General features: G+C 62.5%; 17 protein-coding genes and 1 pseudogene. 6 read left to right on the plus strand and 12 right to left on the minus strand.

Annotation, left to right across the window (positions count from 1 at the left end):
- Positions 1-72 precede the first annotated feature (72 nt).
- The 12 genes and pseudogenes from OKW20_RS05895 to rsmI form a co-directional block, all read right to left on the minus strand.
- Positions 73-465, minus strand: coding sequence for a hypothetical protein (locus OKW20_RS05895; protein ID WP_429170825.1), 393 nt, complete (start codon positions 463-465; stop codon positions 73-75).
- Between the two features lie 85 nt (positions 466-550).
- A complete protein-coding gene (locus tag OKW20_RS05900; protein ID WP_429170827.1) occupies positions 551-982 on the minus strand; it encodes a hypothetical protein in 432 nt (143 codons plus the stop codon).
- 169 nt (positions 983-1,151) lie between these two features.
- Positions 1,152-2,198 (minus strand): HNH endonuclease, encoded by a 1,047-nt coding sequence (locus tag OKW20_RS05905; RefSeq protein ID WP_429170829.1) that lies wholly within the window; start codon positions 2,196-2,198, stop codon positions 1,152-1,154.
- Positions 2,199-2,326: 128 nt separating this feature from the next.
- Positions 2,327-2,965, minus strand: a pseudogene (locus tag OKW20_RS05910) (magnesium chelatase domain-containing protein); the annotation flags it as partial.
- 216 nt (positions 2,966-3,181) lie between these two features.
- Positions 3,182-4,129: a glutathione synthase gene (gshB, locus tag OKW20_RS05915; RefSeq protein ID WP_429112056.1), complete on the minus strand. Its 948-nt coding sequence runs from the start codon at positions 4,127-4,129 to the stop codon at positions 3,182-3,184.
- 147 nt (positions 4,130-4,276) lie between these two features.
- Positions 4,277-5,266: an endonuclease/exonuclease/phosphatase family protein gene (locus tag OKW20_RS05920; RefSeq protein ID WP_429170831.1), complete on the minus strand. Its 990-nt coding sequence runs from the start codon at positions 5,264-5,266 to the stop codon at positions 4,277-4,279.
- Complete coding sequence (locus OKW20_RS05925) at positions 5,263-6,375, minus strand: sn-glycerol-3-phosphate import ATP-binding protein UgpC (RefSeq protein ID WP_429170833.1); 1,113 nt, start codon at positions 6,373-6,375, stop codon at positions 5,263-5,265. The genes OKW20_RS05920 and OKW20_RS05925 overlap by 4 nt, the downstream gene beginning before the upstream one ends.
- A 66-nt stretch (positions 6,376-6,441) precedes the next feature.
- Positions 6,442-7,284, minus strand: coding sequence for a sn-glycerol-3-phosphate ABC transporter permease UgpE (gene ugpE, locus OKW20_RS05930; protein WP_429170834.1), 843 nt, complete (start codon positions 7,282-7,284; stop codon positions 6,442-6,444).
- Positions 7,285-7,294: 10 nt separating this feature from the next.
- A complete protein-coding gene (locus OKW20_RS05935) occupies positions 7,295-8,299 on the minus strand; it encodes an ABC transporter permease subunit (RefSeq protein ID WP_429170836.1) in 1,005 nt (334 codons plus the stop codon).
- A gap of 5 nt (positions 8,300-8,304) precedes the next feature.
- A complete protein-coding gene (locus OKW20_RS05940) occupies positions 8,305-9,603 on the minus strand; it encodes an extracellular solute-binding protein (protein ID WP_429170838.1) in 1,299 nt (432 codons plus the stop codon).
- 160 nt (positions 9,604-9,763) lie between these two features.
- Positions 9,764-10,132, minus strand: coding sequence for a YraN family protein (locus OKW20_RS05945; protein WP_429170840.1), 369 nt, complete (start codon positions 10,130-10,132; stop codon positions 9,764-9,766).
- The gene (rsmI, locus tag OKW20_RS05950) at positions 10,122-11,051 is read right to left on the minus strand and encodes a 16S rRNA (cytidine(1402)-2'-O)-methyltransferase (protein WP_429170842.1); all 930 of its coding nucleotides are present in this window, start codon (positions 11,049-11,051) and stop codon (positions 10,122-10,124) included. Before rsmI ends, OKW20_RS05945 begins: the two co-directional genes overlap by 11 nt.
- 252 nt (positions 11,052-11,303) lie before the next feature.
- On the opposite strand from rsmI, the gene dnaN reads away from it, so the two are divergent.
- The 6 genes from dnaN to OKW20_RS05980 all read left to right on the plus strand — a co-directional run bounded on the left by dnaN (position 11,304) and on the right by OKW20_RS05980 (position 16,067).
- A complete protein-coding gene (gene dnaN / locus OKW20_RS05955) occupies positions 11,304-12,422 on the plus strand; it encodes a DNA polymerase III subunit beta (RefSeq protein WP_192448080.1) in 1,119 nt (372 codons plus the stop codon).
- A gap of 237 nt (positions 12,423-12,659) precedes the next feature.
- Complete coding sequence (pmtA, locus tag OKW20_RS05960; RefSeq protein ID WP_082005986.1) at positions 12,660-13,262, plus strand: phospholipid N-methyltransferase PmtA; 603 nt, start codon at positions 12,660-12,662, stop codon at positions 13,260-13,262.
- Positions 13,263-13,266: 4 nt separating this feature from the next.
- Positions 13,267-13,854 (plus strand): histidine phosphatase family protein, encoded by a 588-nt coding sequence (locus tag OKW20_RS05965; protein WP_429170844.1) that lies wholly within the window; start codon positions 13,267-13,269, stop codon positions 13,852-13,854.
- A gap of 3 nt (positions 13,855-13,857) precedes the next feature.
- Positions 13,858-14,562: an orotidine-5'-phosphate decarboxylase gene (gene pyrF, locus OKW20_RS05970; protein WP_429112042.1), complete on the plus strand. Its 705-nt coding sequence runs from the start codon at positions 13,858-13,860 to the stop codon at positions 14,560-14,562.
- A 115-nt stretch (positions 14,563-14,677) separates the two neighbouring features.
- Positions 14,678-14,965, plus strand: a complete 288-nt coding sequence (locus OKW20_RS05975; protein WP_043615443.1) for a DUF1330 domain-containing protein — start codon at positions 14,678-14,680, stop codon at positions 14,963-14,965.
- Positions 14,966-15,086: 121 nt separating this feature from the next.
- Positions 15,087-16,067 carry a complex I NDUFA9 subunit family protein gene (locus tag OKW20_RS05980; protein WP_429112040.1) on the plus strand — a complete coding sequence of 327 codons (981 nt, stop codon included), beginning with the start codon at positions 15,087-15,089 and terminating at the stop codon, positions 16,065-16,067.
- Positions 16,068-16,186: the final 119 nt, after the last annotated feature.

The following is a 16,186-nucleotide window of genomic DNA, read 5'->3' on the forward strand; positions in this document are numbered from 1 at the left end:
TTCGACGTCAACTGGAGAGTTAGGGCCATCGCTCCACAGAAATCATCCTTGGCAAGCAATGGTTTCAAGCGATCACTGCATGAAGTTGATCTCCACGAACGTCGAGACCATTCGGGGCAACAAGAAGGTGATAGCCCACGAGGCAAGCACGGACGCAGTACCGGCAATCCATGCGAACGCGCTGGGATTACGAATGATCTCGAACTTCTCATTGGCGGCATTAATGAGGAACTTGAAGTACAAAAGCAGGTAGGACATCAACGCGAGGAACGCCAAGCCGTCCACGACCGCGAGCGTCCAACTGAACTGTTTCCTTAGAGCGATGTCCAGAGCCGCGAGGATGACCACGCACTCTATGGTCGTGAATACCACTTCTTGGAAGACCTTAGTGTTCTCCCAGCCATGCCGCCAGTGGTCAGCGTTCTCGTAGTCTTCCTGCCTGAATAGCCTTGCAAGTATCCCCATCACAGAACCCAGACTATAGTTGCGCATAAGGGCGGTGTGAGAACTTTGGCCGAGAGAGGATTATTTGCTTTCGTCGCGATGGAGATCAATGATCGGTGACCCACAAGCCAACCCCGAAACCGGTCATCAGAGCCACTACTGATATAACATCAAGCGTCATGCCGCGAACCGATACGCTGACTATCACGGCCAGCAGCATTATCGCGCCCCAAAACGCGAGCGCAGCTAAGCGCACCGCTTCAACGTTGCTTCGTGGAAAGAAGTACCTGCTCACCCATATGGCCACCGCGCCGACTACCGCCCCACGGAGCATCTCGGGGAACCACAGGCGGCCAATCTCATCAACATAGGGTATCCACGACCCGCCAGCCGTATAGAAGCTGAAGAAGAACCCATAGATCACGGTAACAATCGCAGCGGGGATCATCCCCGGAACAACCATGACGATGGCAACTATCGCCGCGATTGCCGTCTTTTCGCTCGCACTTTCTGCGACCGATCGGTTTTCGATTGACATGAAGACCCCCGTCCGAACCCCTCCAGTAAACTACTGATCTACGGTTGTGCGGTCAATGCGATCACACCGGATCGACCGTGACGACGTTATGCGCGATCAACCATTGAGCAGCCGCGAGCGTGATCAATGAACGTGTATCCAGCGACGCGTTTCATCGTGGAACGGACACTTACAAAGTCTCGCGATGGACGATGCGGTGGCAGTTCGCACAGAGGCACCTCAAGTCTGCGAGACGGGTGCGCGTTTTGCCTTCCATTTTGGCAACAGCAACCGTGTCGTGGTGAACTTCAATACAGGCGTCACCAAAGGGTCCAAGGCACTTCGAGGGAATTAAGCCGCAACGCTCGCAGAAGAGATGTCCGTGTTGCTCGATGAAGCGCCGCTTTTTCGTTCGCGCGAGGCCTGGTGCGCGCTCACGGCGCAAGTGCGTGACGCGAACAGTCGACCCCTCGGCCCAAGAGCGCTCATCATCGAACTCGGAGCGGGGCGATGGCGTTTCCTCGTCCTTGGGGATAATCGGGTACCCCGCGTCCTCGATGCTTTCGAAGCATGGCGTGCCGATGCCCCCCGAAAAATCGCTCGGCATAGCGGGGCGGCCGATCACACCCGAAAGCGCTATGCCGAAAATCGCCTTCGGTGGAAGACGCTCACCCGTCGGCAGCAGCACGTCGTAGTCGGTTGATCCTTGAAAGCCGTGCTGCACCCCGGACTTAAAGGCCTCGATTGCCTCGTCGATCATCCACGGCTCGACGCGCCTCAACGTCTCCGCCTGGAGGCGTGGCTGGCGAGTACGTACACCTTGATTGAGCAGCCCCAACAACTCTGATGATAAGGCGCCCGATATGCCAATTCGGACACGCTTGGTGCTGTTGCCGTGCCCCTTCGTGCCACTCGGGCGACCTTTTGCCGCTCCGCGCTGGCCGATCAGCGTGACAAGTTCATCAACCGGGAGGGCGAGTTCTGCCCGATCCAACAGTTGCCGATCGGGTTCCGGCCAGTTCTGAGCAACAGCGCTGTCGAGCCAAACCCCGGAGAGGGTCGCACCCCCAGCCATGAGGCGCTCAAGGATTGTCCGGAGTGCCTGTCTGTAGTCAGGGTTTCGAAGATTGGGTTTGCCGAATGCGCCACCGCGACTGTGAACTATGATGGCGTAGTCCTCGACCTCCACCTTAGCGTTGAGCGAGTTGCCGTCAGTATCGAATATCGTTGTCAGCATAGTGGGTGCTTGGCTTCGAGAGGCTGCATAAGTGAGCCTGAACTTACGCGGGAACGACAGCAATACCGGCGACCACGGCACGCTTCAACGCTGAAGATAGCGGATGGGTCTTGCGTCCACAATTTGAAGAGATTGTGGTTGCCGGCAGCAGCCACCTCGAGCGCCCGCTTGGCGCTCTCCTGTCCCTTGATGTCGGCGAGATCGGGCAGGTTAGATGCGCCCGAACGGATGGCGGCTTCAGGCCGCGAAAGCACCTGCGTGCCGCGGAAATGGTTGGCGATCGCGATCAGGCTGCGCGGCGCCAGGATATCGATCTCGGCGCCGGCCCAGGCCGCCTCGGGTCCGCTTTCGGCCGGGCAGATCAACCCCTTGCCGAGCGCATTGGCGCCGATTGCCGCCGGCAGCGCGCCGGCAACGGCAGCAATGGTGCCGTCGAGGTTGAGTTCACCGATGACCACATAAGGCGCCAGCGCGTCGCCGGGGATGGCACCGAGGGCTGCCATCAGCCCGAGGGCGATGGCGAGGTCGAAATGGCTGCCTTCCTTCGGCAGGTCGGCGGGCGCGAGATTGACGGTGACCCGCTTGGCCGGCAGGGCGAGACCGGAGGCATGCAACGCGGCCTGCACCCGCTCGCGGCTTTCGGCGACGGCCTTGTCCGGCAGGCCGACGATCTGCATGCCGACCTTGCCCGGCGCGACCATCACCTGCACATCAACAGGCAGTCCCTCGATACCCTGAAATGCGACCGTGCTGACGCGCGCGACCATGCTTGCCCCCTCGCCCAGGCAGCCCGGCTATCGGGCGCCGCAACCGCCCAGGGTTGCAGGCAGAAGCCTTGCACGGATCGCGCACAAAAACAAGAACAATAACAGAACACTTGAAAGGCGTGGACGCACCGGCAAGGGGCCGTTCCAGAAAACGGCCGCGGGCAAAGACCCGCGGCACGCTTGTTCCACCGGTGGCAGGTTACAAGCTAGTGCCGATCAGGCGCGCTTGCGTTCGATCGCGTCCCAAAGCAGGCTCGCGACATCGGCGCCGCCGAACTTCTTGACTTCGCGGATGCCGGTCGGCGAGGTCACGTTGATCTCGGTCATGTAGTCGCCGATGACGTCGATGCCGACGAAGAGGAAGCCGCGCTTCTTGAGTGCCGGCGCGATGCGGGCGCAGATTTCCTTTTCGCGTGCCGTCAACTCCGTCGGCTCGGGGCGGCCGCCGGCATGCATGTTGGAGCGGGCGTCATGGTCCGCCGGAACGCGGTTGATGGCGCCCACCGGCTCGCCGTCGACGAGCAGGATGCGCTTGTCGCCCTTGCGCACCGCCGGCAGGTATTCCTGGGCGATGAAGGGCTCGCGGAACATCTGCCCGAACATTTCCAGCAGCGACGACATGTTGCGGTCGTCGCGGGTCGAGTGGAAGACGCCCGCGCCGCCATTGCCGTAGAGCGGCTTCAGGATGATGTCGCCCATTTCCTGGCGGAAGCTTGCGATTTCGGCGGGATCGCGGGTGATCAGCGTCTTCGGCATCAGGTCGGCAAATTCGGTGACGAAGATCTTCTCCGGCGAGTTGCGCACCCAGGCCGGATCGTTGACGACGAGCGTCTTCGGATGCAGGCGCTCGAGCAGATGCGTCGAGGTGATGTAGGCCATGTCGAAGGGCGGGTCCTGACGGAGCAGGATGACGTCCATGGTCGAAAGATCGACACGCTCGGCTTCGCCAAGCGTGAAGTGGTCACCCTTGACGTCGCGCAGCGTCATCGGCTGCACGCTCGCATAGACCTTGCCGTCGCGCAGCGACAGCTTTTCGGGCGTGTAGTGGAAAAGGCGATAGCCGCGCGACTGTGCCTCGAGGCTCATGGCGAAGGTGGAATCCCCCGCAATGTTGATCCCCGACACATGGTCCATCTGGACCCCGACATTGACGATTTTCGCCATCTACCCATCCCTCATGGATCACGGACAGCCGTGATCGATTTCAAACTACCGGAACGGAAGAGGACGGGAAAACCGCTACCCCCTGCCGCACTGGTAAAGCCCTCGACATGTAGAATGCGGGCGGGCCTTAGGCAAGGAGAGCCGGGCCTATTCGAAGCCTTCGGCGACGCAGGTGATGAGATCGTGGTCCGAAAGCGGCCGGCCGGTTTCGTCGAGCGACGGGATGATGCGGGTCTCGCCAATTTTCAGACCTCGCGACAGGAACCAGTCGAGCTTCATCGCCCGTTCCGGCCAACGGGTGATGAGGCTCGGACGCGTGGTCATCACGTCGAGCGGTCCGCCGTGGCGGGTAAAGCCCCTGGCAGCGCTCACGGCGAACAGACCTTCGGCCTCGAAATCGCCGCCGGCGTGGTTGCCGGTGTTGAGGTCACCGCCGATCAGCACGGGCAGGCCGGGGAAGGTTTCGTCGAGCGCATCTATCAATTCCTTGACCTGGCGCTCGCGATAGACGGCGGTCGTTGCGCTTTCGAGATGGGTGGAGACGGCGACGAACGGACCAGCCTCGGTCTCAATGACGGCGCCGATCGCCATACGTTCGCCAAGGCGCGGCTGCTCGCCGTCGGTGAACCACAGGCGTTCGCCCCAGAGGCGCAGCATGAACGGCCGGCCGAGCGGCACCGAGGCCATCAGCGCATTGCCATGGAAACCCTTGGCGTTGAAATCGTCCTCGCAGAATTCGCGCTCGGTGTCGGAGCCGAGGCCAAGCTCGATGAACTCGATGCCATAGGCGTATTGCATGCCGAGCGTATCGGCGACTTCGGCGGTCGGATGACGCTGGCCGGTACGGGCCATGCCGTTGTCCATTTCCGAAAGCAGGACGACCGGCGCGCCCGTTTCGGCCAGATGTGCAGCGCTTTCCGGCGCAAACAGGCAGCGTTCCAGGTTCCAGGCAGAGACGGTGAACGGAAAGGCGAGCGGCGCGGCCGACGAAGGCGTACCGCCGACCTCGACGCTGTTCATCTCCGGCCGGGCAGCCATGGCGGCGTCATGGGCGGCAATGGTGCGCACGATCTCGGCAAAGCTGGCGCGGGTTTCAAGCGAGGGAACGGCAAGTTGCTCGACGGTTTCGAAAATCACGATGCGGTCTCCAGGCGAAGGGTCTGCGCCGGGGCTTCATTGGCAAACGACGTGCCGCGCTCCAGCCGCTTTCCGGTCTCGGGCGAGAAGAAGTGCAGGCGGTCGACCGCGATGGTCACCGCGAGATCGCCCGATAGCGGCGTTTCCGGAGACAGCGCGATGGTCAGCGCCTGGCCCTCGATGGCGCCATGCACGAGCCGCTGCGCGCCCAGTTCCTCGACATAGTCGACCTGAAACAGCATGGCGTCCTCGCCGACACCCGCAAGCCGGAGATCCTCGGCGCGAAGGCCAACGGTGACGGCGCCCTCCACCGGCGCGCGGCCGGCGAGGTCTATCCGGTAGAGGCCGATCTGTAGGCTACCGCCTTCGATGTGCCCCTTGATCAGGTTCATCGCCGGTGAGCCGATGAAACTCGCGACGAAGGTCGAGGCCGGGCGGTGATAGACATCGAGCGGCCGGCCGATCTGCTCGATGCGGCCGCCGTTCAGGACCACCAGCCGGTCGGCAAGCGTCATCGCTTCGAGCTGGTCGTGGGTGACGTAGAGCGAGGTCGTGCCGAGACGCTTCTGCAGGCGCTTGATCTCGCCGCGCATCGACACGCGCAGCTTGGCGTCGAGGTTGGAAAGCGGCTCGTCGAAGAGGAAGGCCGCCGGCTTGCGCACGATGGCGCGGCCCATGGCGACGCGCTGGCGCTGGCCGCCCGAGAGCGCGCGGGGCTTGCGGGAGAGATACGGCTCGATCTCCAGCATGCGCGCGGCTTCGGCGACGCGGGCGTCGATCTCGGCCTTCGGCGTCTTGCGGTTCTTCAGACCGTAGGCGAGGTTTTCGTAGACGGTCATGTGCGGATAGAGCGCGTAGTTCTGGAAGACCATGGCGATGTCGCGCTCGGCCGGATCGACGTCGTTGATGACGCGCGAGCCGATCGTCACCGTGCCCTTTGATATCGTTTCAAGGCCGGCAACCATGCGCAGGAGCGTAGACTTGCCGCAACCGGACGGGCCGACCAGCACGATGAATTCGCCGTCCTCGATGTCGATCGAGACGGATTTCACCGCCTCGACATTGCCGTGATAGATCTTCGAGACCTCGGCGATAGTAATGGCCGCCATGGCTGCCTCCGTAAAATTGGTGTCGTTTCAGGAGCGGGCGGGACCTTTGTCCCGCCGCCGCTCCGCTTACTTGTCGCTTTCGGTCAGGCCCTTGATGAACCAGCGCTGGAAGATCACGACGATCATCACAGGCGGCAGCATGGCGAGGATCGCCAGCGCAAAAGCCTCGTTGTAGTCGGGGATGTTCGAGCCGACCCAGACGAGCAGGATCTGCTTGATGCCGCGCACCAGCGTGAAGAAACCCTCGTCGGTGGTCATCAGGGTGGGCCAGAGATACTGGTTCCAGCCATAGACGAACATGATGATGAAGATCGCTGCCATCATGGTGCGCGAGAGCGGCACCAGGACGTCGATGAAGAACTTGAACGGCCCGGCGCCGTCGATACGGGCCGCCTCCAGCAACTCGTCCGGCACCGACTTGAAGAACTGCCGGAAATAGAAGGTGCCGGTGGCGGATGCCAGAAGCGGCACGATCAGACCGGTATAGGTGTTCGTCAGCTTCAGCGTGTTCATCACTTCGTAGGACGGAAGGATGCGCACTTCGAGCGGCAAAAGCAGCGTGGTGAAGATCACCCAGAAGAAGAAGGTCGCGAGCGGAAAGCGGAAATAGACCAGCGCATAGGCGGCGAGCATGGAGAGCACGATCTTGCCGACGGCAAAGCCCAAGCCCAGGATCATCGAGTTCAGCATCATGTTGAAGCCGGTGATCTTGCCGGTGAAGCCGCCCTCACGGGTCAGCACCGTCTGATAGGTCTCGACGAAGTGGCCGCCCCAGGTGAGGCTGAGGCCGTTGCGGTGGATATCGGCCGCCTCGTGCGTCGAGGTCATGAAGGCGACGACGACCGGCGCCACCATGATGAAAACGCCGATGAGGAGGATGACGTGGTCGAAAATCTTGGTGCGATACATCGGCCCCGCCTCAATTGTAGTGCACGCGCCGCTCGATGAAGCGGAACTGGAAAATGGTGAGCACGAAGACGATCAGCATCAGGATCACCGACTGGGCAGACGAGCCGCCGAGATCGTTGCCGCGGAACCCGTCCATGTAGACCTTGTAGACAAGGGTGATCGGGTTGTTGGCGGCCTTGTCCTTCACCATCACGTCGATGACGCCGAAGGTGTCGAACAGCGCATAGGTGACGTTGATGATCAGAAGGAAGAAGGCGGTCGGCGCCAGAAGCGGCAGGATGACGGTCCAGAAGCGGCGGAAGCCCGAGCGGCAATCGATCGCTGCCGCCTCACGCACCGCCACCGGAATGCCCTGCAGGCCCGAAAGAAAGAAGATGAAGTTGTAGGGGATCTGCTTCCAGACCGAGACGACCACCATGGAAAAGGCGGTGTCGAAGTAGTTGAGGCCGACCTTGATGTCCCAGCCGAACCAGCGGGCGAGCTCGACGATCGGGCCGATATGCTGGTCGAAGAACATCATGCCGATCAGACCTGCAACCGGCGGGGCGATGGCATAGACCCAGATGAGTAGCGTCTTGTAGGCCGCGTTGCCGCGGATGACGCCATCAGCCTTGACGGCGAGCAGCAGGCCGATCGACAGCGCAAAGAAGGTGACGAGCGCGGTGAAGACCGCGGTAAAGCGGGCGATGCCGAGATATTCGCCTGACTTCAGCACGTCCGTATAGTTGGTCATGCCGACGAAAGTCGAGCCGAAGCCGAAGGGGTCTTCGAGATAGAAGGACGACTGGATCGCCTGAACCGAGGGCCAGTAGAAGAAGATGAAGATGATCGCGAGCTGCGGCGCGAGGAAGAGGTAAGGCAGGAACCGCGAGGAGAATTGCACACGCTTTGCAGCGCTTTCCCCTCCACTATTCGACTGGCCACCGAAAAGCCGGAAGGCGCCGAAGCGACGCCTCCCGGTCTTTGCTCCGGTCCCTCCCCGCGCTGCGGGGAGGAGATCTGTCACGGTCGACATGGAGATCAGCCGGCCGTCTTGGCGAAGCGAGCGAGCAGCTCGTTGCCTTCCTTCTCGATGGTATCGAACGCGTCCTTGACGGTCGTTTCACCCGAGAAGATACGGCCGTATTCGCGTTCCATGATTTCGCGGATCTGCGGGTAGAAGCCGAGGCGGTAGCCCTTCGACCAGTCGCCGGCCGGCAGCATGAGCTGCTTGATGCCGACTTCGGCAACCGGCTTTTCCTTGTAGTAGCCGTCCTTCTGGGCAAGCTCGTAGGCTGCCTTGGTGATGGCGACGTAGCCGGTGGCCTTGTGGTATAAGTACTGGATCTCCGGCGAGGTCAGGAACTGGAAGAAGTCGGCAACGCACTTGTTTTCCTCATCCGACTTGCCGGACATGGCAAACAGGGCAGCACCGCCGATGAAGGAGTTGGTGCCGGCGCCCTTGATCGAGCCCCAATAGGGCAGGAAGGTTGCCGAGAACGGCATCTGCGCCGTCTTCTGCAGGCCGCCGAAGGAGCCCGACGAACCGATCCAGAAGGCGGCCTTGCCTTCTTCGAAGACCTTCTGGTTGTCATTCCAGCCGGCGCCGTAGAACGCGAAGTAGCCTTCGTCCTTCCAGGCCTTGAGCTTGTCGAACATCATCACGAGGTTCGGGTCGGTGACCTTCAGCTCAGTGTCGACGACGGCGTCATAGCCGTTGTTGTTGGTGGCGAACTGGATGTTGTTGCGCGAGAAGAAGTTCTCGGTGAACTGCCAGGTCAGCTGCGACTGGACGAGCGGGATGTAGCCGGCTTCCTTGAGCTTCGGGGCAGCGGCTTCGAACTCTTCCCAGGTCTTCGGTGCTTCGACGCCGGCCTTCTTCAGCGCTTCGTCGTTGATGTACATGATCGGCGCCGACGAGTTGAACGGCATGCCGACGAACTTGCCTTCGCTGTCGGCGTAGAAGTAGCGCACGCCGTCGATGAAGGCGTTGCGGTCGAAGTTGTGGCCGGCCTTGATGATCAGGTCTTCGGCCGGGATGACCGCGCCCTTGGCGTTGATGATGGTGGCGGCACCGGCGTCGAAGACCTGCAGGATGTTCGGCTGTTCGCCCGAGCGGAAGGCGGCGATGCCGGAAGCGAGCGCCTCTTCATAGGTGCCCTTGGAAACCGGGGTCAGCGCGCAGGCGCTCTGGGCTTCGTTGAATTTCTTGGAAACTTCATTGATGACTTCGCCGTTGCGGCCGGCCATGCCGTGCCACCAGGTAATATTGGTCGCGGCAAGCGACGAGGTCGCGGAAAAAGCAAGGGTAAGGGCTGCGAGCGTAAACTTCTTGAACATGACTAATCCTCTCCACCGGGTTGCGGATGGCAGTGGACTAGTGACCTTCAATGACAGGCCCGTAACGCTTTTATGTCGGAACGATTACAAATTCGAGAATATGTTCCAACGAGAGGCACCCGCGGAACAACGCAATCATTTTCCTTCATTATGCGCCGATTCAGAACGCATCCGGCAGGTGCCGCGGCCAGCCCCAAGGGGTCACGGTGACGATGTCGTAGCGCACGGAAAGCCTGCTGAATTCCGGCTGTTTCGCCAGCCAGAGATCGCTCGCGGCACGGATACGCCTCTGCGCTGTCGCCGTCACGGCGAAGACGCCGTCTTCGGCCGAGCGACGGGCCTTGACCTCGACACAGGCGATGAGATCGCCGCGCCTTGCGATGATGTCGATCTCACCAAGCTTGGTGCGATGGCGCATGGCGACGATGCGGTAGCCCTTGAGCAGGAGACAAAGCGCGGCGCGGTATTCGGCAAGGTATCCTCGCCTCAGCGCCCTCAGCTTCCGCTTGTCGCCGCCATCAGTCGTCATGGCGCTCCTTCAGTTGCAGCAGCCGGTCATAGAGTTCCTTGCGCGGCAGGCCCGTCTGGCGGGCGGCTTCGGTTGCCGCCTTGCCGGTGGGCATGTCGGCAACGAGGCTTTGCAGCAGCGCATCGACATCGGCCGCTTCCGGTTCGGGCGCGGCGTCAGGAGGGCCGATGACGAGCACGATCTCGCCCTTGACCGGCCCCGCCTGTTCATAATGAACGGCAAGCTCGCCGAGCGTGCCGCGGCGAAACTCCTCGAAGGTCTTGGTCAGTTCGCGGCAGACGGAGGCCCGCCGGCCCTCGCCCAGGACCTCGGCTGCCGCAGCGACGGTTGCAGCGATCCGGTGTGGCGAATCGAAGAACAGGATGGTTGCCGGCACGGCGGCGAGTTCCCTGAAGCGATCGCGCTTGGCCTTGTCCTTGGTCGGCAGGAAACCGGCAAAAAGGAAAGCGTCGTTCGGCAGGCCCGAACCGACGAGCGCTGCGAGCGGCGCCGAGGCGCCGGGGATCGGCACGACGCGATGTCCGGCCCCGATCGCAAGCTGCCCCAAGCGATAGCCGGGGTCGGAGACCAGCGGCGTGCCGGCATCGGACACCAGCGCCACCGAACGCCCTTCCGAAAGCGCTGCCAGCAACCGAGGACCGACCTCGTCGGCATTGTGCTCGTGGTAGGCATAGGGCCGATTGGTGATGCCGTAACGGTCGAGCAGCACGCGTGTGACCCGCGTGTCCTCGCAGGCCAGCACATCGGCGCCGGCCAGCGTTTCCAGCGCCCGCAGCGTGATGTCGCCGAGATTGCCGATCGGGGTCGCCACCAGATAGAGCGCGGCATCAAGGGGACGGGCCGGAACGCTCACATTGTGCAGCCGGTAGCTGCGCTCCCTCTGTCCGCCTGCCGGTTCCGCTGTCTTCTGCTTTTCCACCTGTAACGTCCTGATCGTGCTGACCGATGTGTCTATCCGGCCTTTATGAGTGAGCCACCATGACAGAGCAAGGGCAAGACGGCGGGCCTACGTGCCGCATCTGGGGACAGAAGCCCTCAAACCCCTTGCTTTCCGGGCGCTCTTTCTGCCATTTTGCCGGTCCACATCTATCCGGTCGGTCGGCCGGGGCACTCGCAGTTGACGCTCAGGCGGACGTTTCGCCCGCCGGGCAATGGTTGAAAGCGGCATCCCATGCGCATTACTCTCGAGCGATCCAACCTCCTGAAATCGCTGAACCACGTGCACCGCGTGGTGGAGCGGCGAAACACGATCCCGATCCTCTCGAACGTGCTCCTGCGTTCCGACGGCGCCAGCCTCGAAATGAAGGCGACCGACCTCGACCTCGAAATCACCGAGGCGACGCCGGCTCAGGTGGAACAGGCGGGTGCGACCACCGTGCCGGCCCACCTGCTCTACGACATCGTGCGCAAGCTGCCCGACGGTTCGGAAGTGCTGCTCGCCACCAACGCCGAAGGCACGGCGATGACCGTCGCCTCGGGCCGCTCCAAGTTCTCGCTGCAGTGCCTGCCGCAATCCGACTTCCCGGACCTGACCGCCGGCAGCTTCTCGCACTCGTTCCGCCTCAAGGCGACCGACCTCAAGATGTTGATCGATCGCACCCAGTTCGCGATCTCGACCGAGGAAACCCGCTACTATCTCAACGGCATCTTCGTCCACACGGTCGAAAGCAAGGGTGAGCTGAAGCTTCGCGCTGTTGCCACCGACGGCCACCGCCTGGCGCGCGCCGACGTCGAAGCGCCGTCCGGTTCCGAAGGCATGCCGGGCATCATCATCCCGCGCAAGACCGTCAGCGAATTGCAGAAGCTGCTCGACAACCCGGATCTCGTCGTCACCGTCGAAGTCTCCGACGCCAAGATCCGCCTGACGATGGGCTCGATCGTCATGACCTCGAAGCTGATCGACGGCACCTTCCCCGACTACCAGCGCGTCATCCCGGCCAACAACGACAAGGAACTGCGCGTCGATTGCCAGTCCTTCGCCCAGGCCGTCGACCGCGTATCGACGATCTCGTCGGAGCGTGGCCGCGCCGTCAAGCTGGCGCTGAACGAAGGCCAGATGACGCTGACGGTCAACAATCCGGATTCCGGCAGTGCTACGGAAGAACTGCCCGTCGGCTACGACCACGATCCGCTCGAAATCGGCTTCAACGCCAAGTACCTGCTCGACATCACGTCGCAACTGACCGGCACCGATGCGATCTTCATGCTTGCAGACCCGGGCTCGCCGACGCTCGTCCGTGATCTGGCCGCTGAAGATGCGCTCTATGTGCTCATGCCGATGCGCGTGTAGCCGGGCCTGACGCGGCACGAATTGCCAACCCGTCACGCCCGCGCGTGGCGGGTTTTTTGTTGGCCGCGGCATTTGCGGGCTGTTGATAAGCGAACGCTTTCAGGCGCAGACAGACTTGTTTTTGCCGCAGATGGGGACACATTATATTGACGCCGCCGCCACCGGCTCGAATCACCGGGTGGGGAATCATGCGCGGACGGCCTGTGCGAGGAGAGGACAGCGGTTTTGAGGGGTTCAATGAATTTGCGCGTGAAGGTGAAGGAACGGCTCGGACGGAAGTTCGACGAGGAGATTCGCTTTTTCAAGGGATGGATGAGCAACGCCAAGGCCGTCGGCGCGATCCTGCCGACCTCCTCCGTCACCGCGCGCCGAATGGCAAGCGTCATCAACCCGGCCTCGGGCCTTCCGGTTCTTGAGCTCGGCCCCGGCACTGGCGTCATCACCAAGGCGATCCTGGAGCGTGGCCTTGAGCCGTCCAATCTCGTGTCGATCGAGTATTCGACCGATTTCTACAATCAGCTCAAGACCAACTTCAACGGCGTCAACTTCATCAACGGCGATGCTTTCGATCTGGAGCATACCCTTGGCGAACTCAACGGCCAGACCTTCGACAGCGTCGTCTCGGCCGTGCCGCTTCTGAACTTCCCGATGCACCGGCGCGTTGAACTGATCGACGATCTGCTGTCGCGCATTCCGGTCGGCCGGCCGGTCGTGCAGATTTCCTACGGACCTTTGTCGCCCGTCGTTGCCATGCCGGACCGCTACAGCATCCAGCATCTCGACTTCGTCGTGCGCAACATTCCGCCGGCGCAGCTCTGGGTCTATCGCCGGGCGCACTGACAGGATGTTCGGCGTCTACGTCACCCATCCGCAGGTCCAGATCGATCCTGATGTGCCCGTCCCGCAATGGGGCCTTTCCACGGTTGGCCGCGAACGCGCGGTCATCACCGCCGCGTTGCCCTGGGTGCGATCGCTCGGACGGATCGTTTCGAGCGACGAAACCAAGGCGATCGAGACCGCACAACTGCTGGCCGATGCGGCCGGCGTGACGGTCGAGGTCCACCACGACATGGGCGAGAACGATCGCTCGGCTACCGGCTTCCTGCCGCCGCCGGAATTCGAGAAGGCGGCCGACTGGTTCTTCGCCAATCCCACCGAGAGCTTCAAGGGCTGGGAGCGGGCGATCGACGCCCAGGCCCGCATCTCGAATGCGGTCTTTCGGATCCTCGAGGACCACGACCCGAAGATCCCGATCGCCTTCGTGGGCCATGGCGGCGTCGGCACGCTTCTGAAATGCCGGCTCACTGGCGCGCCGATCTCGCGCGCCGCCGACCAGAAGGGTGGCGGCGGCGGCAATGTCTTTGCTTTCCGCCTTGCGGATCGAGCCGTCGCATGCGACTGGACCCCGATGGAACACTGGCAGGGGATTTAGACGATGACCGAAACCGCGCGCGACAGACTGATCGTAGGCCTCGACCTTCCGACGATTGCGGATGCCGAGAAGATCGTGTCGACGCTCGGAAACGACGTCTCCTTCTACAAGATCGGCTACCAGCTGGTCTTTGCCGGCGGCCTGGAATTCGCACGCGACCTGGCCAAGAGCGGCAAGAAGGTCTTCCTCGACATGAAGCTGCTCGATATCGACAACACGGTCGCCAAGGGCGTCGAGAACATCGCCAAGATGGGCATGTCGATGCTGACCCTGCACGCCTATCCGAAGGCGATGAAGGCGGCAGTCGAGGCAGCGAAGGGCTCCGATCTCTGCCTGCTCGGCGTCACCGTGCTCACCTCGATGGACGAGCAGGACGTGATCGATGCCGGCTACGAATACGACCCGCACACGCTGGTGCTGCGCCGGGCCGAACAGGCGCGCGCCGCCGGCATGGGCGGCATCGTCTGCTCGGCGGAAGAATCTTCGGCCGTGCGCAAGATCATCGGCCCCAACATGGCGCTCGTCACTCCGGGCATCCGCCCGGCCGGCGCGGACAAGGGCGACCAGAAGCGGGTGATGACGCCCTCCGAGGCGCTCAAGGCCGGATCCAGCCATCTCGTCGTCGCGCGCCCAATCGTCGCAGCCGCCGAGCCGCTTGTCGCTGCCCGCGCCATCCTTGCCGAAATGAACGGCGCGCTTGCCCGCTGATGTCGGGCGGCACCCTTCGGATCCGCGCGGCCGGCCGATCCGCTTGACCTCGACCCAAATTTGCCGGAAGTAACACTCCCGTCAGCCTTTCGTGCTGCAAGACGAGGAGCTCAGTATGGCCAAGGGATACTGGATCGCACGGGTCGATGTCCGCGACCCCGAGCGCTACAAGGACTATGTGGCGGCCGCAAAGCCGGCCTTCGAGAAGTACGGCGCCAATTTTCTGGCGCGCGGCGGTGTGCATCACCGGCTGGAAGGTGGCGTTCGCGCCCGCAACGTGGTTATCGAATTTCCATCGCTGCAGGCGGCGATCGACTGTTATAACTCTCCCGAGTACCAGATTGCCGCCGCTATCCGCCAGGAAGTCGCCGACGCCGAGATGGTGGTCGTCGAAGGCGTCTGATCCCCACCGCCTCCAACCTTCAGCAGGCTCTGCACGCAGGCGTCGATTGGCCTTCACCTCTCGCGGCTGTTGGGCTATGTAGCAATCAATTCTTTCCGATCCGATCAGGAGTGCACATCCCATGACCTTGTCCAACCTTCCGCCGCTGGTGACGATTTTCGGCGGATCCGGGTTCGTCGGCCGTCATGTGGTGCGCGCGCTCGCCAAGCGCGGCTATCGCATCCGCGTCGCCGTTCGCCGTCCGGATCTTGCCGGCCATCTCCAGCCGCTCGGCAATGTCGGCCAGATCTCCTTCGTCCAGGCGAACCTGCGTTACCGTAAATCGGTCGACCGCGCGGTCGAAGGCTCCGATCACGTCATCAACTGCGTCGGCGTACTGTTCGAGAGCGGCCGCAACACCTTCGATGCGGTCCAGGATTTCGGCGCCCGTGCCGTGGCTGAAGCGGCCCGCGGCGTCGGCGCGACGCTGACCCACATCTCCGCCATCGGCGCCGACGCATCGTCCGCTTCGAACTATGCCCGCAGCAAGGGCCGCGCCGAGGCCGCTATCCTGGAAACGAAGCCCGACGCGATCATCCTGCGTCCGTCGGTCGTCTTCGGCCCCGAGGACGGCTTCTTCAACAAATTCGCCAACATGGCCCGCTTCTCGCCGGTCCTGCCGCTGGTCGGCGGCGGTGAGACGAAATTCCAGCCCGTCTACGTGACCGACGTCGCCGAAGCTGTGGCCCGCGCCGTCGATGGCAAGATCGCCAAGGGCAAGATCTACGAACTCGGTGGCCCTGACGTCTTGAGCTTCCGTGACTGTCTCGAGATCATGCTCAACACAATTGACCGCAAGCGCACGCTCGTCTCGCTGCCCTTCGGCGTTGCGTCCCTGATCGGCAGCGTTTCGTCGCTGATCCCCTTCGTCACGCCGCCGCTCACCGCCGACCAGGTGGTGTTGCTGAAATCCGACAATGTCGTCTCGGCAAAGGCCGTCTCGGAAGGCCGCACGCTTTCGGGCATCGGCATCGACCCGACGATGCTGGAACCGATCCTGCCGACCTACCTCGTGCGCTACCGTCCACAGGGCCAGTACACCCGCAGCGGCCGCGCCGCCTGATCGGCAGCGACCCAGTGATTTTTTGAACGGCCGTCGGAACCTCCGGCGGCCGTTTTCTGTTGTATTGCGGTAACAGCGTTGCAGTTCTGCCGCACTGGCAAAAGCGATTGGCATTTACC

It is taken from the genome of Ensifer sp. LBL (assembly GCF_050435225.1).
In the GTDB taxonomy this organism is placed as follows: domain Bacteria; phylum Pseudomonadota; class Alphaproteobacteria; order Rhizobiales; family Rhizobiaceae; genus Ensifer.

What these genes read in the sequence shown, in the direction of transcription:
- OKW20_RS05895 (WP_429170825.1), bottom strand. Translation starts at nt 465, where the DNA reads ATGGGGATACTTGCAAGGCTATTCAGGCAGGAAGACTACGAGAACGCT.
- OKW20_RS05900 (WP_429170827.1), bottom strand. Translation starts at nt 982, where the DNA reads ATGTCAATCGAAAACCGATCGGTCGCAGAAAGTGCGAGCGAAAAGACG.
- OKW20_RS05905 (WP_429170829.1), bottom strand. Translation starts at nt 2,198, where the DNA reads ATGCTGACAACGATATTCGATACTGACGGCAACTCGCTCAACGCTAAG.
- gshB (WP_429112056.1), bottom strand. Translation starts at nt 4,129, where the DNA reads ATGGCGAAAATCGTCAATGTCGGGGTCCAGATGGACCATGTGTCGGGG.
- OKW20_RS05925 (WP_429170833.1), bottom strand. Translation starts at nt 6,375, where the DNA reads ATGGCGGCCATTACTATCGCCGAGGTCTCGAAGATCTATCACGGCAAT.
- ugpE (WP_429170834.1), bottom strand. Translation starts at nt 7,284, where the DNA reads ATGTATCGCACCAAGATTTTCGACCACGTCATCCTCCTCATCGGCGTT.
- OKW20_RS05935 (WP_429170836.1), bottom strand. Translation starts at nt 8,299, where the DNA reads ATGTCGACCGTGACAGATCTCCTCCCCGCAGCGCGGGGAGGGACCGGA.
- OKW20_RS05940 (WP_429170838.1), bottom strand. Translation starts at nt 9,603, where the DNA reads ATGTTCAAGAAGTTTACGCTCGCAGCCCTTACCCTTGCTTTTTCCGCG.
- OKW20_RS05945 (WP_429170840.1), bottom strand. Translation starts at nt 10,132, where the DNA reads ATGACGACTGATGGCGGCGACAAGCGGAAGCTGAGGGCGCTGAGGCGA.
- dnaN (WP_192448080.1), top strand. Translation starts at nt 11,304, where the DNA reads ATGCGCATTACTCTCGAGCGATCCAACCTCCTGAAATCGCTGAACCAC.
- pmtA (WP_082005986.1), top strand. Translation starts at nt 12,660, where the DNA reads ATGAATTTGCGCGTGAAGGTGAAGGAACGGCTCGGACGGAAGTTCGAC.
- OKW20_RS05965 (WP_429170844.1), top strand. Translation starts at nt 13,267, where the DNA reads ATGTTCGGCGTCTACGTCACCCATCCGCAGGTCCAGATCGATCCTGAT.
- pyrF (WP_429112042.1), top strand. Translation starts at nt 13,858, where the DNA reads ATGACCGAAACCGCGCGCGACAGACTGATCGTAGGCCTCGACCTTCCG.
- OKW20_RS05975 (WP_043615443.1), top strand. Translation starts at nt 14,678, where the DNA reads ATGGCCAAGGGATACTGGATCGCACGGGTCGATGTCCGCGACCCCGAG.
- OKW20_RS05980 (WP_429112040.1), top strand. Translation starts at nt 15,087, where the DNA reads ATGACCTTGTCCAACCTTCCGCCGCTGGTGACGATTTTCGGCGGATCC.